Genomic DNA, 18,228 nt, shown 5'->3' with positions numbered 1-18,228 from the left:
CCAGGCCGCCCCGGGCCGCCCCCGTCCCGCATAGGAACAGCACATGCGCATGCGCTCCCTCGGCCGCACCGGCATTCAGGTCAGCCCCTACTGCCTGGGCACCATGATGTTCGCCCCGTTCGGCAACCCCGACCCCGACGACTGCGCCAGGATCATCCATCGGGCCCTGGACGCCGGCATCAACTTCATCGACACCGCCGACGTCTACGGCGGCGACGGCGAGACCGAACGCATCGTCGGCAAAGCCTTGAAAGGCCGCCGCGACGGCGTCGTGCTCGCCACCAAGTTCAACGGCGTCATGGGCACCGACCCGAACCGGCGCGGCAACTCCCGCCGCTGGATCGTCACCGCGATCGAGGACTCCCTGCGGCGCCTCGGCGTTGACCACATCGACCTCTACCAGGTCCACCACCCCGAACCCGGCACCGACATCGAGGAAACCCTCGCCGCCCTGACCGACCTGATGCGGGCCGGTAAGGTCCGCGCGATCGGCCACTCCAGCATGCCGGCCGCCGACATCGTGGAAGCCCAATGGACCGCCGAACGCCGCGGGCTGGCACGGTTCCGCACCGAGCAACCGACCTACTCGATCCTGAACCGCGGCATCGAACGCGACGTCCTCCCCGTGTGCGAACGCTACGGAATGGGCGTACTGACCTGGAGCCCACTCGCGTCGGGTCTGCTCACCGGCCGCTTCCGCCTCGGTGGCGAACAGCCCTCCGCCCGGCGCATGCACTGGGTGCCGAAGCACATGACCGACCCCCGCAACCACGCGGCCGTCGAACAACTCGTCCCGATCGCCGAGCAGGCCGGCCTATCGCTGACCCACCTGGCCCTGGCGTTCGTCGTCAGCCACCCCGCCGTCACCTCGGCGATCATCGGCCCTCGCACCATGGCCCACCTCGACGACCTGCTCGCCGGCGCCGGCACCGCCCTTGACGACGACACCCTCGACCGGATCGACGAGATCGTCGCGCCCGGGGCCAACCCCGGAACCCTCGACATCGCCTACACACCGCCCACCCTCACGCACACAGACCTGCGCCGCCGCCGCACCGGCGACCGCGCCGCCGCCTGAACGCTCGCCGGCCAGGCGCATGTTCTCAGAAACGCCCTCTCCACCGGCATCGACTTCCCACCCGCCGCCCAAGCCTTCCGAATCCGCCGCCACTGGCACATCGAAGACCAGATCCACTGGGTCCGCGATGTCGCCTACACGAAGGCCGGTCCCAAATCCGTACCGGCAACGGACCGCAAGTCATGCCGCCCTCCGCAAGGCCGCCACCGGCGCACTGCGCCTCACCGGCGTCACCAACATTGCCGCCGTCAACCGCCATCACGCCCCCGGCAGCACATGATCCCTGGCACTACTCGGAATCACCTGACGACTTCGCGAGACATCGCAGAAAGCCGCCGGGGTAGGGATAGCCCCCGTGCGGTGGTGACGGTGCCCGTAGGGCGGATCGGCAGGGCAGCAGGATCGAACCTCACGCGGCGGACGCGAACTATTGATCTTGCCCGCCCAGTGGGCCGCCGCGGTCAGCTTCCACTACCGCGAACCCGCAATCCTTGAAGGAACCCCCATGAACTCCTACTTCCCCGCCCCCCTGCGCCGAGCCGTGCTCGCCGTCGTGCTCCCGGCGATGGCCGTCGGGGCTCTCGTCGCTTGCAGTGAAACCCCAGCGCCGGCCCCCGCCGCAGCAACGCTCCCGGCGACGAGCGCGCCGGTCACGAGCGCGCCGGTCACAGAGACTCACATGATCACCAACAAAAGCCACAGGCTGGCGTTCTACGTAACCCCCGGGCACCAGCCGGCAATTGTGCTGGACGCCGGTGGCGGCGAGGACCACACCCAGTGGAAGGACATCGTCCCCCGGTTGGCGAAGGCCACTGGGTCGGAGATCATCACCTACGACCGGGCGGGCCTGGGCGCCAGCGACGAAGTCAAGGGGGCCTGGGACGTGCATGCCGCGGTGTCGGACTTGCAAGCCGGTCTTCATCAGCTTGGCGTTACCGGAAACGTCATTCTGGTGTCGCACTCGCAGGCTGGCGAGGTCGCCACCTACTTCGTCAACAAATACCCCAAACTCGTCTCAGGTGCTGTCCTGGTCGACGCCAGCCTGCCGCAGTTCTCCACCGATGAACAGGTCGAGCGGATCATCGCCGTCACGACCCCGCAGATCGAGGAGCTCAAGAAGCAGCCGTCGACGAAGCAGACCCGCCAACTGATCGCGACCGCGGCGAACTACGGCCCGATGCACCACGCCTACCACAAGGTGTCCTGGCCCAGCAGTGTGCCGGCCACCGTGATCGTTTCGGAGAAGACGCCCTTCGACGGCTCGCCGCAGGACGCCCAGCACTGGCGCGATGCGGCCGCCGCGTTCGTCAATGCCGCGCCGGACCGCACGCTGGTGACCGCGGTCGGTAGCTCCCACGAGATCCCCCAAGATCAACCGGAGTTGGTACTCGAGCAGATCGAGAAGATGGTCGCCGAGCACGGCTGAGCTTGCATTCCTGAGACCGACTCACGGTCCCAGCAGGAGTGTGAGGCCCTCGGTGCGGGGCTCCGAGCACGAAAAGGCCGGATGCACCCCAGGGGAAGAACATCCGGCTTGATCACTATCGGAGGTGCCGGCGGCTGGGCTGCTCGTCGCCACTGTCGGGGTCACGCAGCCGCCGGTAGGTACGTCCGCCCAGGTCGGGCAGCGTGAACGTGTAGTGGCCGTGGACGCGGATGTGATGGCGCACGTACGGCGAGAGCCGGGCGACATCCGCGTCCAGCACCGGATAGCCCTGCCCGCGCAGCCCGGCCAGGTCCAGGTCCAGGTCCAGGTCCAGGTAGAGGGTGTTCCACAAGGTGATACCGCCTCACGCCCGGGCCAGCCCGATGCCGTCCTGGGCGTCGATCAGCACGCTGTTGGCTGCGGCGTAGGTCTCCGGCCGCAGGTAGGTCGCGTCGACGTGGCTGATCCGGCCCCGGGTCAGCGCCGGGATCCCGTCGGAGATCACCGGCCCGAAGCCGGCGTTGAGCGCGTGCGCCGTCAGGGTCGCGGCGACCGTCACGTGCAGGTCGTCCCGGCGCGTGGCCGCCCCGGACAGCGCGGTGAACGCGGCGTCGAAGATCGCCTTCGGGCCGTCTCCCGCGGTCCACGCCCGGGCGTCGATCCAGCGGATCGGATCCGGTTCCGCCGCGGCGAAGTCGTTGTAGCCGTACTCCCGGGCGATCTCACGCTGATGCTCGAACCGGGTCGGCCGGCGCCAAAGACACTCCTTGACCTTCGACGGATCAGCCGCACCGACCTGCCCGGCGACGTCATCGACCGCCTCGGTCGGCACATCCAGGGGATCGGCCAGGAACAGACCCGGCGCCCGCACGGTCGCCACCTGCAATCCGAACCCGATCCGGTTCTCAAGTCCCGGTCGAAGTCGTCCAGGAAGAACAAGCCCTCCAGCTGTGTCGGCGTCAGCCTGTCGGGAGACCGGCCATAGGAGGTCGCCTGCTCATCAGGGAGGAACTCAACCGGCACAGCCCGAAACGACAGGGAGGCAGCCGGCGCCGACGTCGACGGCGAGGAGCGGGAGGTCTCGGTGATGGCGGGCGGTTGGGGTGGGAGCGAGGAGAGGCAGAAACGGTGAGGGCCATGGCGGGGGAGGCGGGGACGGGAGGGATGCCGTGGAGGAAGTGGAAGGGCAGGAGGGGTTACAGGCTCATCCAGCAGAAGAGGGAGTCGCCGGTGGCTTGGGCTCGGGTGGCCAAGGCGGACAGCTCGGTGATGAGCTCGGCGAAGTACTGCGGGTCGGTGTTGGGCTGTAGCTCCTCGATGGCGGACCACTGAACGGCCAGGGACGGCACGCGGTCGGCGGGCACCGCGGCCAAGGTGTCGCGGGTCTCGTTGTCGAGGATGGTGACCCATGGGCCCTCGTGGGAGGTGTCCTGTTCGCCGCCCTCGGGCCAGATCAGGTGGTCGTCGACGATGTGGGGATGCCACGGCTCGTCGCGGATGAAGCCGATGAGCTTGCCCAGTACGACGCTCGTGTCGATCCATTTGGCCTCGACGCCGTCGTAGACGGTGGTGGACGGGTCGCTGGTCAGCAGCGGGCCGCCTTCGTTCAGCGTCAGCTGTTCCTGGACGGCGGCGGCCGAAGGAGCGCGGAAGTAGTCGGTCAGAACACCCATGCCGGTAGCACACCACACGGGTGCGACAAGAATCGTTGGTAGGCTTCCGGCAGCGTCGCGGTGCGCCCGGCAAAGAGACCGCCGAGGGCATGGAGGCGCCGGACCATGGGACTTGCCTCCGTGGACAAATCGAACGTCAACCGATTGAGGGCGTACGGCAATCAGTTGATCGCCTGCCATCACCATCTCCTCGAGATGATCGACGAGATACGCGAGGGCGACGGCGACGGCGTGGCCTTCTGCGCCGCTCTCACCCGGCATCACACCGGCGAGGACGCCACCGTCTTTCCGGTTCTGGCTGGACGGCATCCGGAGTTGCGGGAATTTCTGGACAGCCTCGCCCGTGATCACGCGATCATCGCGGGGATGGTGAAGGACGACATGACGCGCGAGGAGCTGGACGGGCTCACCGCCGTACTGGAAACGCATTTCATCGGGGAGGAGAAGCGCCTGGTCGCCGTGCTGAACGCGCTTGAGCCGACCCCACGACTGGACGGGGTGATCGACGATGCGGGTTCCTGAGGTCACCGTCGACTGGCGCAGCAAGGGTTTCTGGCTGCCGGAGGGCGAGCGCGCCGCGGCCGACATCGCGCGGGAGAGCCCGGGCATGTTCGACGGGCTGCTCACCTGGCCGGTCCTGGTGCTGCGGCGGGCCGCGGCCGAGGCGAACATCGCGACCATGGCCGCCTACTGCCGGCGGCACGGGTGGGATTTCGCGCCGCACGCCAAGACGACCATGGCGCCGGGGCTGCTCGCTGCCCAGCTCGACGCCGGGGCCTGGGGCATGACCGTGGCCACCGCCAACCAGGCTCTGGTTCTGCGCCGGCTCGGTGTGCGGCGCATCCTCATCGCCAACCAGGTGCTCGACCCGGTCGCTCTGCGCTGGCTGGACGGTGAACCGGACGTCTACTTCCAGGTCGACTCCGTCGCGGGGGTCGCCGCCGCGGCCGGCAGGAGTGTGCGGGTTCTGGTCGAGCTCGGGCACTCCCACGGCCGTACGGGGGTGCGGACGCTCGACGAGCTGGAGGCTGTGGCCCGCGCCGCCGTGTCCAGCGAGAACGTCGAGCTGGTGGGCGTGACCGCGTACGAGGGTCAATTGACGACCGAGCGGGAGGTCGACGACTTCCTCGACCTGTTCGCCGCCGGTGTCGCCCGGCTGGTGGAGGCGGGGCTTCTGCCGGCGGAGCCGATCGTGTCGGCCGGCGGCAGTGCCTGGTTCGACCGGGTGATCGACCGGCTGGCCCCGATCAAGCAGGCCCGTCTCGTTCTGCGCAGCGGCGCCTCGGTGACCCACGACGACGGCTTCTACCGTGAGCGCACCCCGTTCCTTCGGGTGCCGGCCGAGGGGCCGCTCGCGGCCGCGCTGGAGATCTGGGCTCAGGTCACCTCCACCCCCGAGCCGGGGCTGGCCCTGGTCGGCATGGGCAAGCGGGACGCGCCGTTCGACGAGGGGCTGCCGGTGCCGATGGAGATCCGCCGGGTGGACGGCTCGTACGCCGCCACCACCGGCGTCGAGGTGACCAAGCTCAACGACCACCACACGTACCTGGCCGCCGACGACCTTCAGCCCGGTGATCTCATCCGGTTCGGGATTTCCCATCCCTGCACGGCTTTCGACAAATGGCGGCACATTCCCGTCATCGACGAGGATCGACGCGTGGTGGACGTCCTGGAGACCTATTTTTAGCGGAATGAAGACTTCGGACGGGCAGGGCGGCTACCGGGTTCGGTTCGATTGGGGGCCGGTGGGCGCGGATGCCGTGGCGCCCGAGGTCGCGTTCGTGGCGGTGGTCGACGTGCTGTCGTTCACGACCACCTTGAGCGTGGCCGTGGAGCAGGGGATCAGCGTGCTGCCGTACCGCTGGCGGGACGACTCGGCGGTGGCGGTGGCCCGGCGCAACGGGGCGGCGCTGGCCGTGTTCCGGTCGCAGGCGGGCCCGGGGCAGATCACGCTGTCGCCGGAGAGCATCCTGCGTACCGACCTGAAGGCGGCCCGGATCGACCGCCTGGTACTGCCGTCGCCGAACGGGTCGGCCATCTCGGCCCGGATGGCCGACGCCGGCGCCACGGTGGTCGGCGTCTGCCTGCGGAACGCGGCGGCGGCCGCCGAGTGGGTGCGGCAGCGCTGCGGTGACCGGCCGGTGGCGGTGGTCGCGGCGGGGGAGCGGTGGCCGGACGGGTCGCTGCGCCCGGCGGTCGAGGACCTGTGGGGCGCGGGGGCCTTCCTCGACGGCCTGAAGCAGGAGGGGCTGTCGCCCGAGGCGGCCACGGCCGTGGCCGCCTATCGCGGGGTGGCCGACCGGCTGGCCGAGGAGTTGCACGAGTCGGTGAGCGGACGGGAGTTGCGCAACAACGGCTTCGAGGGTGATGTGACGGTGGCGGCCGCCGTCGGGGCCAGTAAGGTCGTGCCGGTTTTGCGCGACGGATGGTTCGTCGACGGAGGATCCGACGCGGCAGCCTGAGCAGATGGCGGAAAGCGGCAGCTGGAGGGTTCTGGTTGCGAAGATCGTCGGGAGGGAAGCCACCGTTGGGGTGACGAAAGGAACCCCGTAATGCGTAAGTGGTGGCCCCTGGTGACCGTCTGCCTCGGCACCTTCATGCTGCTCATCGACGTCACCATCGTGAACGTGGCGCTGCCGCGGATGGCGGACGACCTGCACTCCACGTTCGGCAACCTGCAGTGGGTGATCGACGGCTACGCCCTCGCGCTCGCCGTGCTGCTGCTCGGTGCCGGCGCCCTGGCCGACCGGATCGGGCACCGCCGGCTCTACGCGGCCGGGCTCGCCCTGTTCGCGCTCTCCTCGCTCGCCTGCGGCCTGGCCACCGGCGACGGCGTGCTGATCGCGGCCCGGGTGGTGCAGGGCGCCGGCGCGGCCGCCATGTTCACCACCACGTTCGCCCTGCTCAACAGCTCGTATCAGGGGCGGGAGCGCGGGGTCGCGTACGGCGTCTGGGGTGGCGTCTCGGGCGCCGCCGCGGCGATCGGCCCGGTGCTCGGCGGCCTGCTCACCGATGCGCTGAACTGGCGCTGGATCTTCCTGGTGAACCTGCCGATCAGCGTCGCCGCGCTGCTGCTGTGCAAGTTCGTGCTCCGCCCGGACGGCGCCGGCCGTGGGGGCCGGTTCGACTTCGCCGGCACCGCCGCCTTCACGGTCGCGGCGACCGCGCTGACCCTGACCGTGATCCGGGCCAACGAGCACGGCTGGTCGTGGTGGCTGTTCGCGGTGGCCGTGGTCGCGCTGGCCGGCTTCGTGGCGATCGAGCTGCGCAGCCCGCACGCCATGTTCGACCTGCGGCTGCTGCGCAACCGCTCGTTCGCCGGCATCCTGATCGCCGCCCTTCTGGTCAACTTCGCCGGGTTCGCGATCCTCACGTACACCTCGATCTGGCTTCAGTCCCTGATCGGGCTGACGCCGTTGCAGGCCGGGCTCACCGCCCTGCCGATGGGCCTGCTCTCGCTGGTGGTCTCCGGGGTGGCCGGGGCCAAGCTGCACGGGCGTTCGCCGCGTGTGCTGATCGGCACCGGCATGCTGCTGATCGCGGCCGGCGCCGCGCTGGGCGCGATCCTGCTCGACCGGGGATCGAGCTGGCCGGCGTTGCTGCCCGGGTACGCGCTGGTCGGCCTCGGCGTCGGCCTGGTCATGCCCAACCTGGCCGAGTCGGGCATGGCCGCGGTGCCCACGCACCGGGGTGGCATGGCGGCCGGCGCGCTCAACACGGCCCGCCAGCTCGGCTACGCGATCGGCGTCGCCGCGGTGGGCGCCGTCTTCCTGTCCCGGGCCACGTCCTACCTGGGCGACTCGGCGGCCGCGCACGCGCTGGCGTCGGGTCGTGGCGGTTCGCCCGCGGCCGCCGCGGCCGGTCTGGACGCCGGCTTCTGGCTCTCGGCCGGGGTCGGGCTGGTCGGTGCGCTTGCGGTCTTCTTGCTCGTACGGCCGGTGGAGCGCACCCCGGCGCGGCAGCCCGAACCCGCGACCGCGGGATAGCGGAGCAGCCTATTCTGGAGGACATCACCCGAAAAGCCCCTTTTGACCTCCTGGGAACCGGGGCGCGCACCGCGGCCCGGCAGTCGGCGATGCTCTTCTTCCTGGCCGGCGCGCTGGCCCTGGTCGGCATCGCCGGCCAGGGCGGCTCGCCGGCCCGGCTCCTGCTGGTCGCGGCGCTGGACTGCGCGCTCGGCCTGGCCGGCTTCCTGCTGCCCTGGGAACGGGTGCGGCCGGAGTCGCCGGCCCTGCTCGGCCTGGCCGGGTTCGCCGTCCTCGGCCTGTCCACCTGGTCGTTCGGCGGGGTCGCGGCCGGGACCGGCCCGTTCCTGGTGCTGCTCTACACCTGGGCGGCGCTGCACTTCCCCCGGTGGATCCTGCTGGCGTACGCCGTGCCGGCCGGGGTGGCGTACCTGCTGCCGCTGATTGTGACCCACCGGCCGCCGGAAGTGCTCAGCAGCGCCCTGGTCCTGCTCCCGGTCGCCGTGGCGATCGCCCTGCTGGTCGAGGCGCAGGCCCGGCACCTGCGCGAGGACCGGGAACGGCTGGCCCGCATCGAGACCTGGCAGTCGGCGATGATGAGCACCCTGGCCCACGACGTCCGGTCGCCGCTGGCCACGCTCCAGATCGTGCTCGAGGAGCTCGGCGAGAACGCCTCCCCGGCGGACGCGGGGATGATCGGCGCCGGGCTCCGGCAGGCCACCCGGATCCGGCGGCTGGCCGACGGGCTGCTCGACGTGCAGCGCATCGACAGCTCCGGGCACCTGCGCCTGGACCGGAAGCTGACCCCGGCCGGGCCGCTCGTGCGGGAGGCCGTGTCCTACACCAGCGGCAAGGACGTGACCGTCCGGATCGACGACGGCCTGGAGATCTACGTCGACCCGCAGCGGTTCGAGCAGATCGTCGTCAACCTCGTCGGCAACGCCCTGCGGTACGGCCGGCCGCCGGTGATCGTCACGCTCACCCGCGACGGCGGCACCGACCGGCTGGAGGTCCGTGACCACGGGGCCGGGATCCCGGAAGCGCTCCGGCCGCGCCTGTTCGGCCGGTTCGCCGTCGGCGGCCCCGACGGCATCGGGCTCGGCCTGTGGATCGTGCGCAGCCTCACCGAGGCGCACGACGGCCGGGTGGTCGCCGAGGCCCGCGAGCCCGGCGTCGCCATGGTGGTCACCTTCCCCGCGCCCGGGGCGCCGGTTCAGGCGTAGGGGTCGCGGACCATGCCGTTCTCGATCAGGAAGTGGGCCTGCTTGACCCGGGTGAGCTGGGGGACCGTCTCCACGCTGTGGATGCCGTCGATGGCGGCCACCTCGGTGGTCAGATAGCGGTAGAGGGCGGCGGCGTCGCGGCAGCGGGCGGCGGCCATCAGGTTGGCCGAGCCGGTGACGGCGGCGGCGAACGACAGCTGGTGGTGATCGGCCAGCCGGGCGCCGACCTCGGCCAGATGGGCCGGGGCGATCGTGAACCACAGGTTGGCCGAGGCCAGGATGCCGATCGCGGCGTCGGCCACGTCGAGGTCGAAGAGGATCGCGCCGCTGCCGGTCAGGGCGGCCACCCGCTGCGCGACCTGGCGCTGCGTCCAGCCGGTGGCCTCGGCCAGCGACGCCCAGCTGGCGCGGCCGTCGCGGGCCAGCGCGTCGAGCAGCGGCTGGTCGGCCGGCTCGACGCGGGCGTCCGAGTCCAGGGCGGCCGCGTGGCCCATCACCACCGTCGTGCCCTCGGTCAGCGCGGCCTGCTGGCCGGCGTCGAGCTCGTGGCCGGTGGCGACCCAGTCGACCTCGCCCCGCCCGGCGAAGCGGTGCAGGATCTGGTGCGCGCTGAAGGTGAGCACGTTGGAGGCCCGGGGCAGGTGGTGCAGCAGGCCGCCCTGGCCGGCCGCGACGACAGCCGAACAGGTGATCTCGGCGCCGCCCGCGCCGATGCTGATCCAGGCGGTGTCGCCGCGCCGGGCCAGGGCGTCGGCCAGGGCCGGGGCGGTGCCGGGCCGGCAGCCGATGCGCAGCGTCCAGTGCGTCGTGCCCGGCATCTTCACCGGGTCGGGGCGGGCCAGCACCCGCAGGATGCCGGTGCCGCGCATCCGCTGGTAGCGCCGGGCGACGGTCTGCTCGGACACGCCGATCACCGCGGCGACCCGGGCGAAGGGCGCCCGAGGCGAGAGATGAAGCGCGTGGAGGATCTGCCGGTCGATGTGGTCCGGCCCGCGGGACTCTGTCGCCACCAGGTCATTCTATGGCGGGGTGGTACGTGGGCTGTCAGTCCCCACGTCGAGGGATGGGTCCCGATGATCTCCGCGCCTAGGGTCGGGATCACCCGGTTTGCCCCTGCCGATGGGAGCCCGCTCCATGTCTGTCTTCCGCGCGTCGAACAACAACCCGTCGAAGCCGCGCGACCCCTACCAGATCAACCAGAGCGCGGGCATCCCGGACGGGCCGACCGAGAAGCTCGGCGGTACGAAACCCCGGCCTCGCCGCAACTGGCCGCTGCTGCTGGTCGCGGGAGTCGCGCTGTTCGCGCTGAACGTGGCCGCGGTGGCCGTCTTCGTCGCCTGGCGCTCCTCGCAGGCGGCGCGCGCGGTCGCCGAACGCCCGCCGGCGGCGCCGGTCCCGACCGGCGGCGGCTACCACGTCACGTACGCCCAAGAGCCCCTGAAAGTGCAGGTCGGCTGCTCGGCCGTACTCTTCCTCGACCTGGACGAGCCCCGGTCCAACGCCGAGGAGAAGAAGAGCGATTTGCGGTACGACAGTCGCTGCGGCACCGGCGTGCCCAATCTGACCCTCGGGCCCGGCGCGACCGCGGGCGCCCAGGTGCAGGGCTCCGACACCGACGCCGCCGGCTGCGACCGCGCCATCCGCACCGCCCCGCTCGGCCCGGGCGCCACCGTGGCCGTCCGCAAGGGGGCCGTGCTGTGCGTGCTGACCGCCGGCACGCCGGCCAAGATGGCGCTCGTCGAGATCACCGAGGTCGGCACCACCGGCACGGCGGGCATGCGGGCCACCTCGTGGAAGGTCGGGGGCTGAGCACCTGACAGAATGGCGGGTGCCCTGACAGCTTGATGAGGAGAGCATCCCGTGATCCGTACGCACAACGCCGGCAGCCTTCGCGCGAGCGACGCCGGCTCGACGGTGACCCTCGCCGGGTGGGTGGCCCGCCGGCGCGACCACGGCGGTGTCATCTTCGTCGATCTCCGGGACGCCTCCGGCGTGGTCCAGGTGGTCTTCCGCGAGGAGGACGCGCACGCGCTGCGCAACGAGTTCTGCGTGCTGGTCGAGGGCCAGGTCTCGGCCCGCCCCGAGGGCAACGCCAACCCCGAGCTGGCCACCGGCGAGATCGAGGTGGTCGCCTCGCAGCTGACCGTCCTGTCCGAGGCGGCCCCGCTGCCGCTGCCGGTCGACGACACGATCACCGCGTCCGACGACCTGCGCCTGAAGTACCGCTACCTCGACCTGCGCCGCTCCGGCCCGGCGAGCGCGCTGCGCCTGCGCAGCCGGGCCAACCAGATCGCCCGCGAGGTGCTGCACGCCCGCGACTTCAACGAGATCGAGACGCCGACCCTCACCCGGTCGACTCCCGAGGGCGCCCGCGACTTCCTGGTTCCGGTACGCCTGCAGCCCGGCACCTGGTACGCCCTGCCGCAGTCCCCGCAGCTGTTCAAGCAGCTGCTCATGGTGGCCGGCATGGAGCGGTACTACCAGATCGCGCGCTGCTACCGCGACGAGGACTTCCGGGCCGACCGGCAGCCCGAGTTCACCCAGCTCGACATCGAGATGTCCTTCGTGACCCAGGAGGACATCATCGAGCTGGGCGAGGAGATCGTGTCCCGGCTGTGGGGCGAGCTCGCCGGCTACCAGGTGCAGCTGCCGATCCCGCGGATCACCTGGACCGACGCGATGAACCGCTACGGTTCCGACAAGCCCGACCTGCGGTACGGGGTCGAGCTGGTCGAGCTGACTTCCTACCTTGCGGGCACCTCCTTCCGCGTTTTCGCCGGCGCCATCGACGCCGGTGGCTACGTCGGTGCGGTGGTCATGCCCGGCGGAGCATCGCAGACCCGTAAAGAGCTGGACGGCTGGCAGGACTGGGCCAAGGCTCGCGGGGCCCGCGGTCTGGCGTACGTGGTGCTCGACGCCGACACCGGCGAGGCTCGGGGACCGGTTGCGAAAAATCTGTCTGCTGAGCATTTGTCGGGGCTGGCCGACGCGGTGGGCGCCAAACCGGGCGACGCCATCTTCTTCGCCGCGGCGGCTGAGCGTCGCGAGGCGCAGGAGCTGCTCGGCGCGGCCCGTATCGAGATCGCCAAGCGCTCGAACCTGATCGACGAGTCGGCCTGGGCGTTCTGCTGGGTCGTCGACGCGCCCATGTTCGAGAAGACCGACGAGGGCGGCTGGACCGCCGTCCACCACCCGTTCACCTCGCCCAACGACGAGTGGATCGACCGCTTCGAGGAGGCGCCCGACCAGGCCCTCGCGTACGCGTACGACATCGTCGTCAACGGCAACGAGATCGGCGGCGGCAGCGTCCGTATCCACCGGGCCGACGTGCAGAGCCGGGTCTTCGACCTGCTCGGCATCACCCCCGAGGAGGCGCAGGACAAGTTCGGCTTCCTGCTCGAGGCGTTCAAGTACGGCCCGCCGCCGCACGCCGGCATCGCGCTCGGCTGGGACCGCACCTGCATGCTGCTCTCCGGCAACGACTCGATCCGCGAGGTCATCGCGTTCCCCAAGACGCGCGGCGGCTACGACCCGCTGACCACGGCGCCCACCCCGATCACGGCGCAGCAGCGTCTCGAGGCCGGCATCGACGCCAAGCCGAAGCCGGCGGCCGGCACCCCCGGCACCGACGGCCAGGCGGCGCCCGTGGAGCGCTCGAACTGACCTTGCCGGCCGAGAGAATCTGAGGTACTTCCGTCCTATGAGCACACTGATCGTCGGAGCCTCGGGATATCTCGGCAGTGAGGTCGTGCGGCAGGCCCGGGCCGCCGGGCACGCGGTGGTGGGAACGGCCACCACCGCGGCCGGCGGTCACGTGCCGGTCGACGTGACCGACCGCAAGGCGGTGCACGCGGTCGTCACCGCGGTGCTGCCCCGCCTGGTCGTCAACTGCGTCGGCCACGCGAACGACTGGCGTGTCCTGGCCGACGGCGGCGCCGCCGTGGCCGCGGAGGCCGCCGCGATCGGCGCCCGCCTGGTGCACGTGTCCACCGACGCGCTGCACGCGGGGCGAGCGGCGTGGTACACCGAGGCGGACGCCCCGACGCCGGTGTCCCAGTACGGTTCGGCCAAGGCGGCGGCCGAGACGGCGGTGGCCGCGATCTCCCCGGCCGCGGTGATCGTGCGGACGTCCCTGATCGCGGGCACGGACGAGAGCAAGCACGTGCGGTTCGCCCTCGACGTGGCCGCGGGCCGCGAGCCGGGCACGATGTTCTCCGACGAGATCCGCTGCCCCATCCACGTGGCCGACCTGGCCGCCGCCATCCTGGAACTGGCCGACTCCCGCTTCAGCGGCGTCATCAACGTGGCCGGCCCCGAGCCCATCTCCCGCGCCGACTTCGGCCGGCTGGTGGCCCGCACCCACGGCCTGAACGAGTCCGCCGTCCCGGTCGGCCTCAGCACCGACGCGGCCATGGGCCCCCGCCCCCTCGACGTCAAACTCGACACGTCACTGGCCCGCTCCATCCTCCGCACGCGCCTACGGCCCGTCTCAGAATTCCTCTGACACCGCCTGCCAGGCCCCACCTCCGCGCCTACCTGCGGCCCCCTTGACTGCGCCCTCGCGCCGCCCATCTCCGCGCGCCTTGCGCCGCCCCACCCCTCGTCTCCGCCCCACCTCACTTCCACGCCGCCTTACCTCTGCGCCGCTGCACCTCCGCACCTCTGCCGCGCCTAATCTCCATCTCCGCGCCTCCGTGCGTTCGTGCCTTCGCGCCTCCGTACCTTCGCGTCCTTGCGCCTCCGCGCCTTCGCGTCCTTGCGCCTCCGCGCCTTCGCGTCCTTGCGCCTCCGCGTCTTCGCGTCCTTGCGCCTCCGCGCCTTCGCGTCCTTGCGCCTCCGCGCCTTCGCGCCCTTGCGCCTCCGCGTCTTCGTACCTCCGCGTCTCCGTGCCTTCGTGCCTTCGTGCCTGGGTGCCTTCGTGCCTGGGTGCCTGGGTGCCTGGGTGGCTGGGTGCCTGGGTGCCCTTGCGGCCCTTGCGCCTCCGCGTCGCTTCACGTCCGCGTCGCTTCACGTCCGCGTCGCTTCACTTTCGCATCGCCTTACCTTTGCGCCGCCTCACCTCGGTACCTCCGCACTTCCGCCCGCCTCGCCCCCGTACCTCCGTACCTCCGTGCCGCTTTTATCAGCATTTATTAGCATCGACCGTCTTCGCGCCCCTCGCCCTCGCGTCTCCTCTCCGCTGCCCTGGCGGGGTAAGCGCTTCCCCGTCCGGGTGGTGGCGCTTCGGGGCATCGAACGGGTGGCGGGCGGGAGCCGCCGACGTGCGGGTGGGGTGATGGGCTGTGAGACTGGGATGGTGGAGCCGAAGATCGTGGAGCTGGGTGAACAGCCGTACGTCGGGCGGCGTGAGTCGATCACGATGACCGAGTTCGCGCGGGTCGCCGACCATCTGCCCGGCATGCTCGCCCGCCTCGCCGAGCGGGGTGTGCCGGTCGCCGGGGCGCCGTTCTTCCGGTACCGCGTGATCGACATGTCGGCCGACCTCGTCGTCGAGGCCGGCATCCCGGTTTCGGCGCCCACCGAGATCGCCTCGCCGATGTTCGCCGACACCCTGCCCGCCGGTCGCTACGCCACCCTCACCCACGTCGGGCACCCCGACGAGCTGATGGGTGTCACCGCCCGGCTGCTCGGGTGGGCGCAGGACCGCGGTCTGGCCTGGGACATGCAGCCCACCCCGACCGGCGAGGTGTGGGGCTGCCGGCTCGAGATGATGATGACCGACCCGGCCAAGGAACCGGACATGCACAAGTGGGAGACGGTCCTGCTGTTCAAACTGGCCGCATGATGGGCGTGTGCCCGACGAGATCGAGAAACTGACCGAGGCGCTCGGCCCCGCCTGGCGGCGGCGGACCCGCGGCGAACACCGGTGGCCGGCCACGGTCGCGATCGCCGTGATGATCGCGCTGCAGTGGACGCTGCCGGCCCGGCTCACGCTGGGACCGCACTGGCTGCTGCCGGCGATCGAGCTGACCATCGGCGTCGTCCTGTTCGCTGCCGACCCCGGCCGCATCCACCGCGACACCCCGGCCCTGCGGATGCTCAGCCTCAGCCTGATCGCCGTGGCCAGCCTCGGCACCGCCTCCTCGGTCGGGATGCTGGTGCACGCCATCGTCAGCGGGCGCGACACCGGCTCGGCGGCGCAGCTGCTGGCCGGGGGCAGCGCCATCTACCTGATCAACGTGCTCACCTTCGCGGTGTGGTTCTGGGAGCTCGACCGGGGTGGCCCGGCCCGGCGGGCGCACGGCACCGACCCGTACCCGGACCTGCTCTTCCCGCCCATGACGGCCCCCGACATGGTGGCCAAGGACTGGGAGCCGCGCTTCCTCGACTACTTCTACGTCGCGTTCACCAACGCCACGGCGTTCAGCCCGACCGACACCCTGCCGCTGACCCGGTGGGTCAAGGCCGCCATGGCGCTCGAGTCGGCGATCGCGCTCGTGACGGCGGCGCTGGTCATCGCCCGGGCGGTGAATGTCCTATGAGTTTGGTGAGCGAGGTCACCTGGGTATCTGCATGTCAGCGCTCTCACCCCCCGGAGGAAATAGACATGCTTGCTATCGCCGCCGCCATCGTCTTCGGCATCTGGCTGCTTCTCGACCTGTTCAACACCAACCTCGGCGCCCCCGATCTGTTCAACTTCCCCACCATGGCGTCGCTCGGCCTGCTGCTGCTCGCGCTCTACCTGGCCGGCGTGGGCTCGGGCCCGCGCGCCGGTTCCGGCAGCGGCCGCCGCTTCTACGGCCGTCGCCCCGGTCGCGGCTGATCCGACGGCACCGGCCCGTGGCGGCGCGTTTCGAACGTGAAGCCACGGGCCGGTACTGTTTTCCCCGATGGAAATGGACGGGCTCTTCTCCCTGGCGCAGCCGGGCGCATCCGCACCAGGTGACGCCCTGACCCCTCCCGCGGAGGACTCGCCGCTCCCGGTGCGGATGCGCCCGGCGAACCTCGACGAGCTGGTCGGCCAGGGACATCTGCTCGCCCCCGGCGCCCCGCTGCGCCAGCTGGTCACCGGGGCCAGCCCCATGTCGGTGATCCTGTGGGGCCCGCCCGGCACCGGCAAGACCACCATCGCCCATCTGGTCGCCGGCGCCACGAACCGCAAGTTCGTCGCCATGTCGGCGCTGACCGCCGGTGTCAAGGACGTCCGCGCGGTGATCGACACGGCCCGCCGCGAACGCCGCTCGGGCGGCCCGCCGACGGTGCTGTTCATCGACGAGGTGCACCGCTTCAGCAAGACCCAGCAGGATTCGCTGCTCGCCGCCGTCGAGGACCGGACGGTCACGCTGCTCGCGGCCACGACCGAAAATCCGTACTTCTCGGTCATCTCGCCTCTGCTTTCCCGCTGTGTGCTGCTGACGCTGCAGGCGCTGGACGACGATGACGTCCGCGGCCTGCTGCGGCGCGCGGTAACTGACGAAAGGGGCCTGGGCGGTGCGGTCACGCTGAGTGCCGAGGCCGAGGACCATTTCGTACGGCTGGCGTCCGGCGACGTCCGTAAAGCGCTCACCGCACTGGAGGCGGCCGCCGGCTCCGCCCTGGCCCAACAGGTCACCGAGATCGACCTGGCCACGGCCGAGAAAGCGGTCGACGTGGCGGCGGTCCGCTACGACCGCGACGGCGACGCCCACTACGACATCACCAGCGCCTTCATCAAGAGCATGCGCGGCAGTGACCCCGACGCGGCCCTGCACTGGCTGGCCCGCATGCTGGTCGCGGGGGAGGACCCCCGTTTCATCGCCCGGCGCATCGTCATCTTCGCCAGCGAGGACGTGGGCATGGCCGACCCGCAGGCCCTGCTGGTGGCGACGGCGGCGGCCCAGGCGGTGCAGACCATCGGCCTGCCGGAGTGCCAGCTCAACCTGGCCCAGGCGGTGGTGCACATGGCCACCGCCCCGAAGTCGAACGCGGTGACCACAGCCATCGGCGAGGCCATGGCCGACGTCCGGGCGGGCCGCGGAGGCCCGGTGCCGACCCACTTGCGCGACGCCCACTACCCGGGGGCGCGAGGTCTGGGGCACGGACGGGGATACCGCTACCCCCACGACGACAGCCGCGGAGTGGTCACCCAGCAGTACGTCCCCGACGACCTCCTGGAGGCGGAGTACTACCGCCCCACAGACCACGGCGCCGAACGGGCGGTCAACGACCGCGTCCCGAAACTCCGCCGCATCGTCCGAGGGCTGGCCGTCCCGCGACCAGCCGCGCCTGCCGCGGCTACGCCTGACACCCCTCCGCTTGCGGCCGGCGCGTCTCCCTCTCCCACCCCCACTCCCGGGCCTGTGGAGGCCTCTTTGAACGGGGTGGAATCCGGCGATGACGCGCAGGGTGCTGAATTGGCGACTGAAAGTGCACCCGAGAGTGGGGCGACGGCTCGGGGGAGCCGGCCGCGGCGGGCCGTTGCTGATGGCGCGGTTGTGACGGATTCCTCCGCGGTGGGTGGTTCCGATGGCGGTGACCGGGTCGGAGCTGCTGATTCGTCGGCGGGTGGACCTTCGGCGGGTCGCGTCCGCCGCGCGGCGGGTGGTGCGAAGGGCAAATCTGGGGCACGCTCGTCGGCGGATCGGAAGCCCGCGGACGTACGCGATGCCGAGGGCAGCTCGTACACAGGTGACCCTGGTACCTTCTCCGATCCGGAAGCAAAGGCCGATCCGGGATCGAAGGCCATGGACGGCCGGGGAGACGACAGCGGCGCAGCCGCCGGAGAGGAACGACCGTGACACCGCGCGGTGCCGAACGGCCCGACGACGCTGACCTGGGCAACGAGCAGGCCGGCGGGCGCAAGGGCCGCCGGTTCGGACGAGGCCGCCAGGAACCGGCCGAGCCCGAGATCGTGCAGCCCGAAGAGACCGGCTGGCTCGACGAC

The 18,228-nt window shown here is 71.3% G+C and carries 17 protein-coding genes and 1 pseudogene; 14 read left to right on the top strand and 4 right to left on the bottom strand.

The window, feature by feature from the left end:
• The first annotated feature begins 43 nt into the window (after positions 1-43).
• On the top strand, positions 44-1,078 hold the full coding sequence (locus AB0C26_RS00885) for an aldo/keto reductase (protein ID WP_360239416.1): 1,035 nt from the start codon (positions 44-46) through the stop codon (positions 1,076-1,078).
• Between the two features lie 505 nt (positions 1,079-1,583).
• Positions 1,584-2,504, top strand: coding sequence for an alpha/beta hydrolase (locus AB0C26_RS00880; protein WP_360239413.1), 921 nt, complete (start codon positions 1,584-1,586; stop codon positions 2,502-2,504).
• A gap of 115 nt (positions 2,505-2,619) precedes the next feature.
• On the opposite strand, the gene AB0C26_RS00875 is transcribed toward AB0C26_RS00880, so the two are convergent.
• The 3 genes and pseudogenes from AB0C26_RS00875 to AB0C26_RS00865 form a co-directional block, all read right to left on the bottom strand.
• Positions 2,620-2,856 carry a Tn3 family transposase gene (locus tag AB0C26_RS00875; protein ID WP_360239410.1) on the bottom strand — a complete coding sequence of 79 codons (237 nt, stop codon included), beginning with the start codon at positions 2,854-2,856 and terminating at the stop codon, positions 2,620-2,622.
• A gap of 12 nt (positions 2,857-2,868) precedes the next feature.
• A pseudogene (locus AB0C26_RS00870) lies at positions 2,869-3,408 on the bottom strand (DUF4158 domain-containing protein); the annotation flags it as partial.
• A gap of 292 nt (positions 3,409-3,700) precedes the next feature.
• Complete coding sequence (locus tag AB0C26_RS00865) at positions 3,701-4,177, bottom strand: hypothetical protein (RefSeq protein ID WP_360239407.1); 477 nt, start codon at positions 4,175-4,177, stop codon at positions 3,701-3,703.
• A 105-nt stretch (positions 4,178-4,282) separates the two neighbouring features.
• On the opposite strand from AB0C26_RS00865, the gene AB0C26_RS00860 reads away from it, so the two are divergent.
• The 5 genes from AB0C26_RS00860 to AB0C26_RS00840 all read left to right on the top strand — a co-directional run bounded on the left by AB0C26_RS00860 (position 4,283) and on the right by AB0C26_RS00840 (position 9,365).
• Complete coding sequence (locus AB0C26_RS00860) at positions 4,283-4,699, top strand: hemerythrin domain-containing protein (RefSeq protein ID WP_360239405.1); 417 nt, start codon at positions 4,283-4,285, stop codon at positions 4,697-4,699.
• Complete coding sequence (locus AB0C26_RS00855; RefSeq protein WP_360239402.1) at positions 4,686-5,864, top strand: alanine racemase; 1,179 nt, start codon at positions 4,686-4,688, stop codon at positions 5,862-5,864. Before AB0C26_RS00860 ends, AB0C26_RS00855 begins: the two co-directional genes overlap by 14 nt.
• Before the next feature lie 4 nt (positions 5,865-5,868).
• A complete protein-coding gene (locus AB0C26_RS00850) occupies positions 5,869-6,639 on the top strand; it encodes a 2-phosphosulfolactate phosphatase (protein WP_360239399.1) in 771 nt (256 codons plus the stop codon).
• A gap of 90 nt (positions 6,640-6,729) precedes the next feature.
• Positions 6,730-8,163 carry an MFS transporter gene (locus AB0C26_RS00845; protein WP_360239396.1) on the top strand — a complete coding sequence of 478 codons (1,434 nt, stop codon included), beginning with the start codon at positions 6,730-6,732 and terminating at the stop codon, positions 8,161-8,163.
• A gap of 89 nt (positions 8,164-8,252) precedes the next feature.
• Positions 8,253-9,365 (top strand): HAMP domain-containing sensor histidine kinase, encoded by a 1,113-nt coding sequence (locus tag AB0C26_RS00840; RefSeq protein WP_360239393.1) that lies wholly within the window; start codon positions 8,253-8,255, stop codon positions 9,363-9,365.
• Here the strand turns inward: AB0C26_RS00840 and AB0C26_RS00835 are convergent.
• Entirely contained in the window at positions 9,356-10,375 is a 1,020-nt protein-coding gene (locus AB0C26_RS00835; protein ID WP_360239390.1) for an AsnC family transcriptional regulator, read from the bottom strand. The two genes, AB0C26_RS00840 and AB0C26_RS00835, sit on opposite strands and share 10 nt — an antisense overlap.
• 124 nt (positions 10,376-10,499) lie before the next feature.
• Between AB0C26_RS00835 and AB0C26_RS00830 the strand changes: the two genes are divergently transcribed.
• The 7 genes from AB0C26_RS00830 to AB0C26_RS00800 all read left to right on the top strand — a co-directional run bounded on the left by AB0C26_RS00830 (position 10,500) and on the right by AB0C26_RS00800 (position 18,082).
• Positions 10,500-11,174, top strand: coding sequence for a hypothetical protein (locus AB0C26_RS00830; protein ID WP_360239387.1), 675 nt, complete (start codon positions 10,500-10,502; stop codon positions 11,172-11,174).
• Between the two features lie 51 nt (positions 11,175-11,225).
• A complete protein-coding gene (gene aspS / locus AB0C26_RS00825) occupies positions 11,226-13,028 on the top strand; it encodes an aspartate--tRNA ligase (protein WP_360239384.1) in 1,803 nt (600 codons plus the stop codon).
• A gap of 37 nt (positions 13,029-13,065) precedes the next feature.
• A complete protein-coding gene (locus AB0C26_RS00820; RefSeq protein WP_360239381.1) occupies positions 13,066-13,869 on the top strand; it encodes a sugar nucleotide-binding protein in 804 nt (267 codons plus the stop codon).
• Positions 13,870-14,658: 789 nt separating this feature from the next.
• Positions 14,659-15,150, top strand: coding sequence for a GyrI-like domain-containing protein (locus AB0C26_RS00815; RefSeq protein WP_360239378.1), 492 nt, complete (start codon positions 14,659-14,661; stop codon positions 15,148-15,150).
• A 7-nt stretch (positions 15,151-15,157) separates the two neighbouring features.
• Entirely contained in the window at positions 15,158-15,847 is a 690-nt protein-coding gene (locus tag AB0C26_RS00810; RefSeq protein ID WP_360239375.1) for a hypothetical protein, read from the top strand.
• 65 nt (positions 15,848-15,912) lie between these two features.
• A complete protein-coding gene (locus tag AB0C26_RS00805; RefSeq protein ID WP_360239372.1) occupies positions 15,913-16,128 on the top strand; it encodes a hypothetical protein in 216 nt (71 codons plus the stop codon).
• A 67-nt stretch (positions 16,129-16,195) separates the two neighbouring features.
• Complete coding sequence (locus AB0C26_RS00800) at positions 16,196-18,082, top strand: AAA family ATPase (RefSeq protein WP_360239369.1); 1,887 nt, start codon at positions 16,196-16,198, stop codon at positions 18,080-18,082.
• The last annotated feature ends 146 nt before the right edge of the window (positions 18,083-18,228 follow it).

The organism is Actinoplanes sp. NPDC048796 (assembly GCF_040650035.1).
Taxonomy (GTDB): Bacteria; Actinomycetota; Actinomycetes; order Mycobacteriales; family Micromonosporaceae; genus Actinoplanes.
Note: the sequence above shows the minus strand (reverse complement) of the source record. Positions and strands in the feature narration are given on the sequence as shown.

Bases quoted from the DNA above. Each gene is read 5' to 3' on its own strand.
- AB0C26_RS00885 (WP_360239416.1), top strand. From the start codon at position 44: ATGCGCATGCGCTCCCTCGGCCGCACCGGCATTCAGGTCAGCCCCTAC.
- AB0C26_RS00880 (WP_360239413.1), top strand. From the start codon at position 1,584: ATGAACTCCTACTTCCCCGCCCCCCTGCGCCGAGCCGTGCTCGCCGTC.
- AB0C26_RS00865 (WP_360239407.1), bottom strand. From the start codon at position 4,177: ATGGGTGTTCTGACCGACTACTTCCGCGCTCCTTCGGCCGCCGCCGTC.
- AB0C26_RS00860 (WP_360239405.1), top strand. From the start codon at position 4,283: ATGGGACTTGCCTCCGTGGACAAATCGAACGTCAACCGATTGAGGGCG.
- AB0C26_RS00855 (WP_360239402.1), top strand. From the start codon at position 4,686: ATGCGGGTTCCTGAGGTCACCGTCGACTGGCGCAGCAAGGGTTTCTGG.
- AB0C26_RS00850 (WP_360239399.1), top strand. From the start codon at position 5,869: ATGAAGACTTCGGACGGGCAGGGCGGCTACCGGGTTCGGTTCGATTGG.
- AB0C26_RS00845 (WP_360239396.1), top strand. From the start codon at position 6,730: ATGCGTAAGTGGTGGCCCCTGGTGACCGTCTGCCTCGGCACCTTCATG.
- AB0C26_RS00840 (WP_360239393.1), top strand. From the start codon at position 8,253: ATGCTCTTCTTCCTGGCCGGCGCGCTGGCCCTGGTCGGCATCGCCGGC.
- AB0C26_RS00830 (WP_360239387.1), top strand. From the start codon at position 10,500: ATGTCTGTCTTCCGCGCGTCGAACAACAACCCGTCGAAGCCGCGCGAC.
- AB0C26_RS00820 (WP_360239381.1), top strand. From the start codon at position 13,066: ATGAGCACACTGATCGTCGGAGCCTCGGGATATCTCGGCAGTGAGGTC.
- AB0C26_RS00815 (WP_360239378.1), top strand. From the start codon at position 14,659: ATGGTGGAGCCGAAGATCGTGGAGCTGGGTGAACAGCCGTACGTCGGG.
- AB0C26_RS00805 (WP_360239372.1), top strand. From the start codon at position 15,913: ATGCTTGCTATCGCCGCCGCCATCGTCTTCGGCATCTGGCTGCTTCTC.
- AB0C26_RS00800 (WP_360239369.1), top strand. From the start codon at position 16,196: ATGGAAATGGACGGGCTCTTCTCCCTGGCGCAGCCGGGCGCATCCGCA.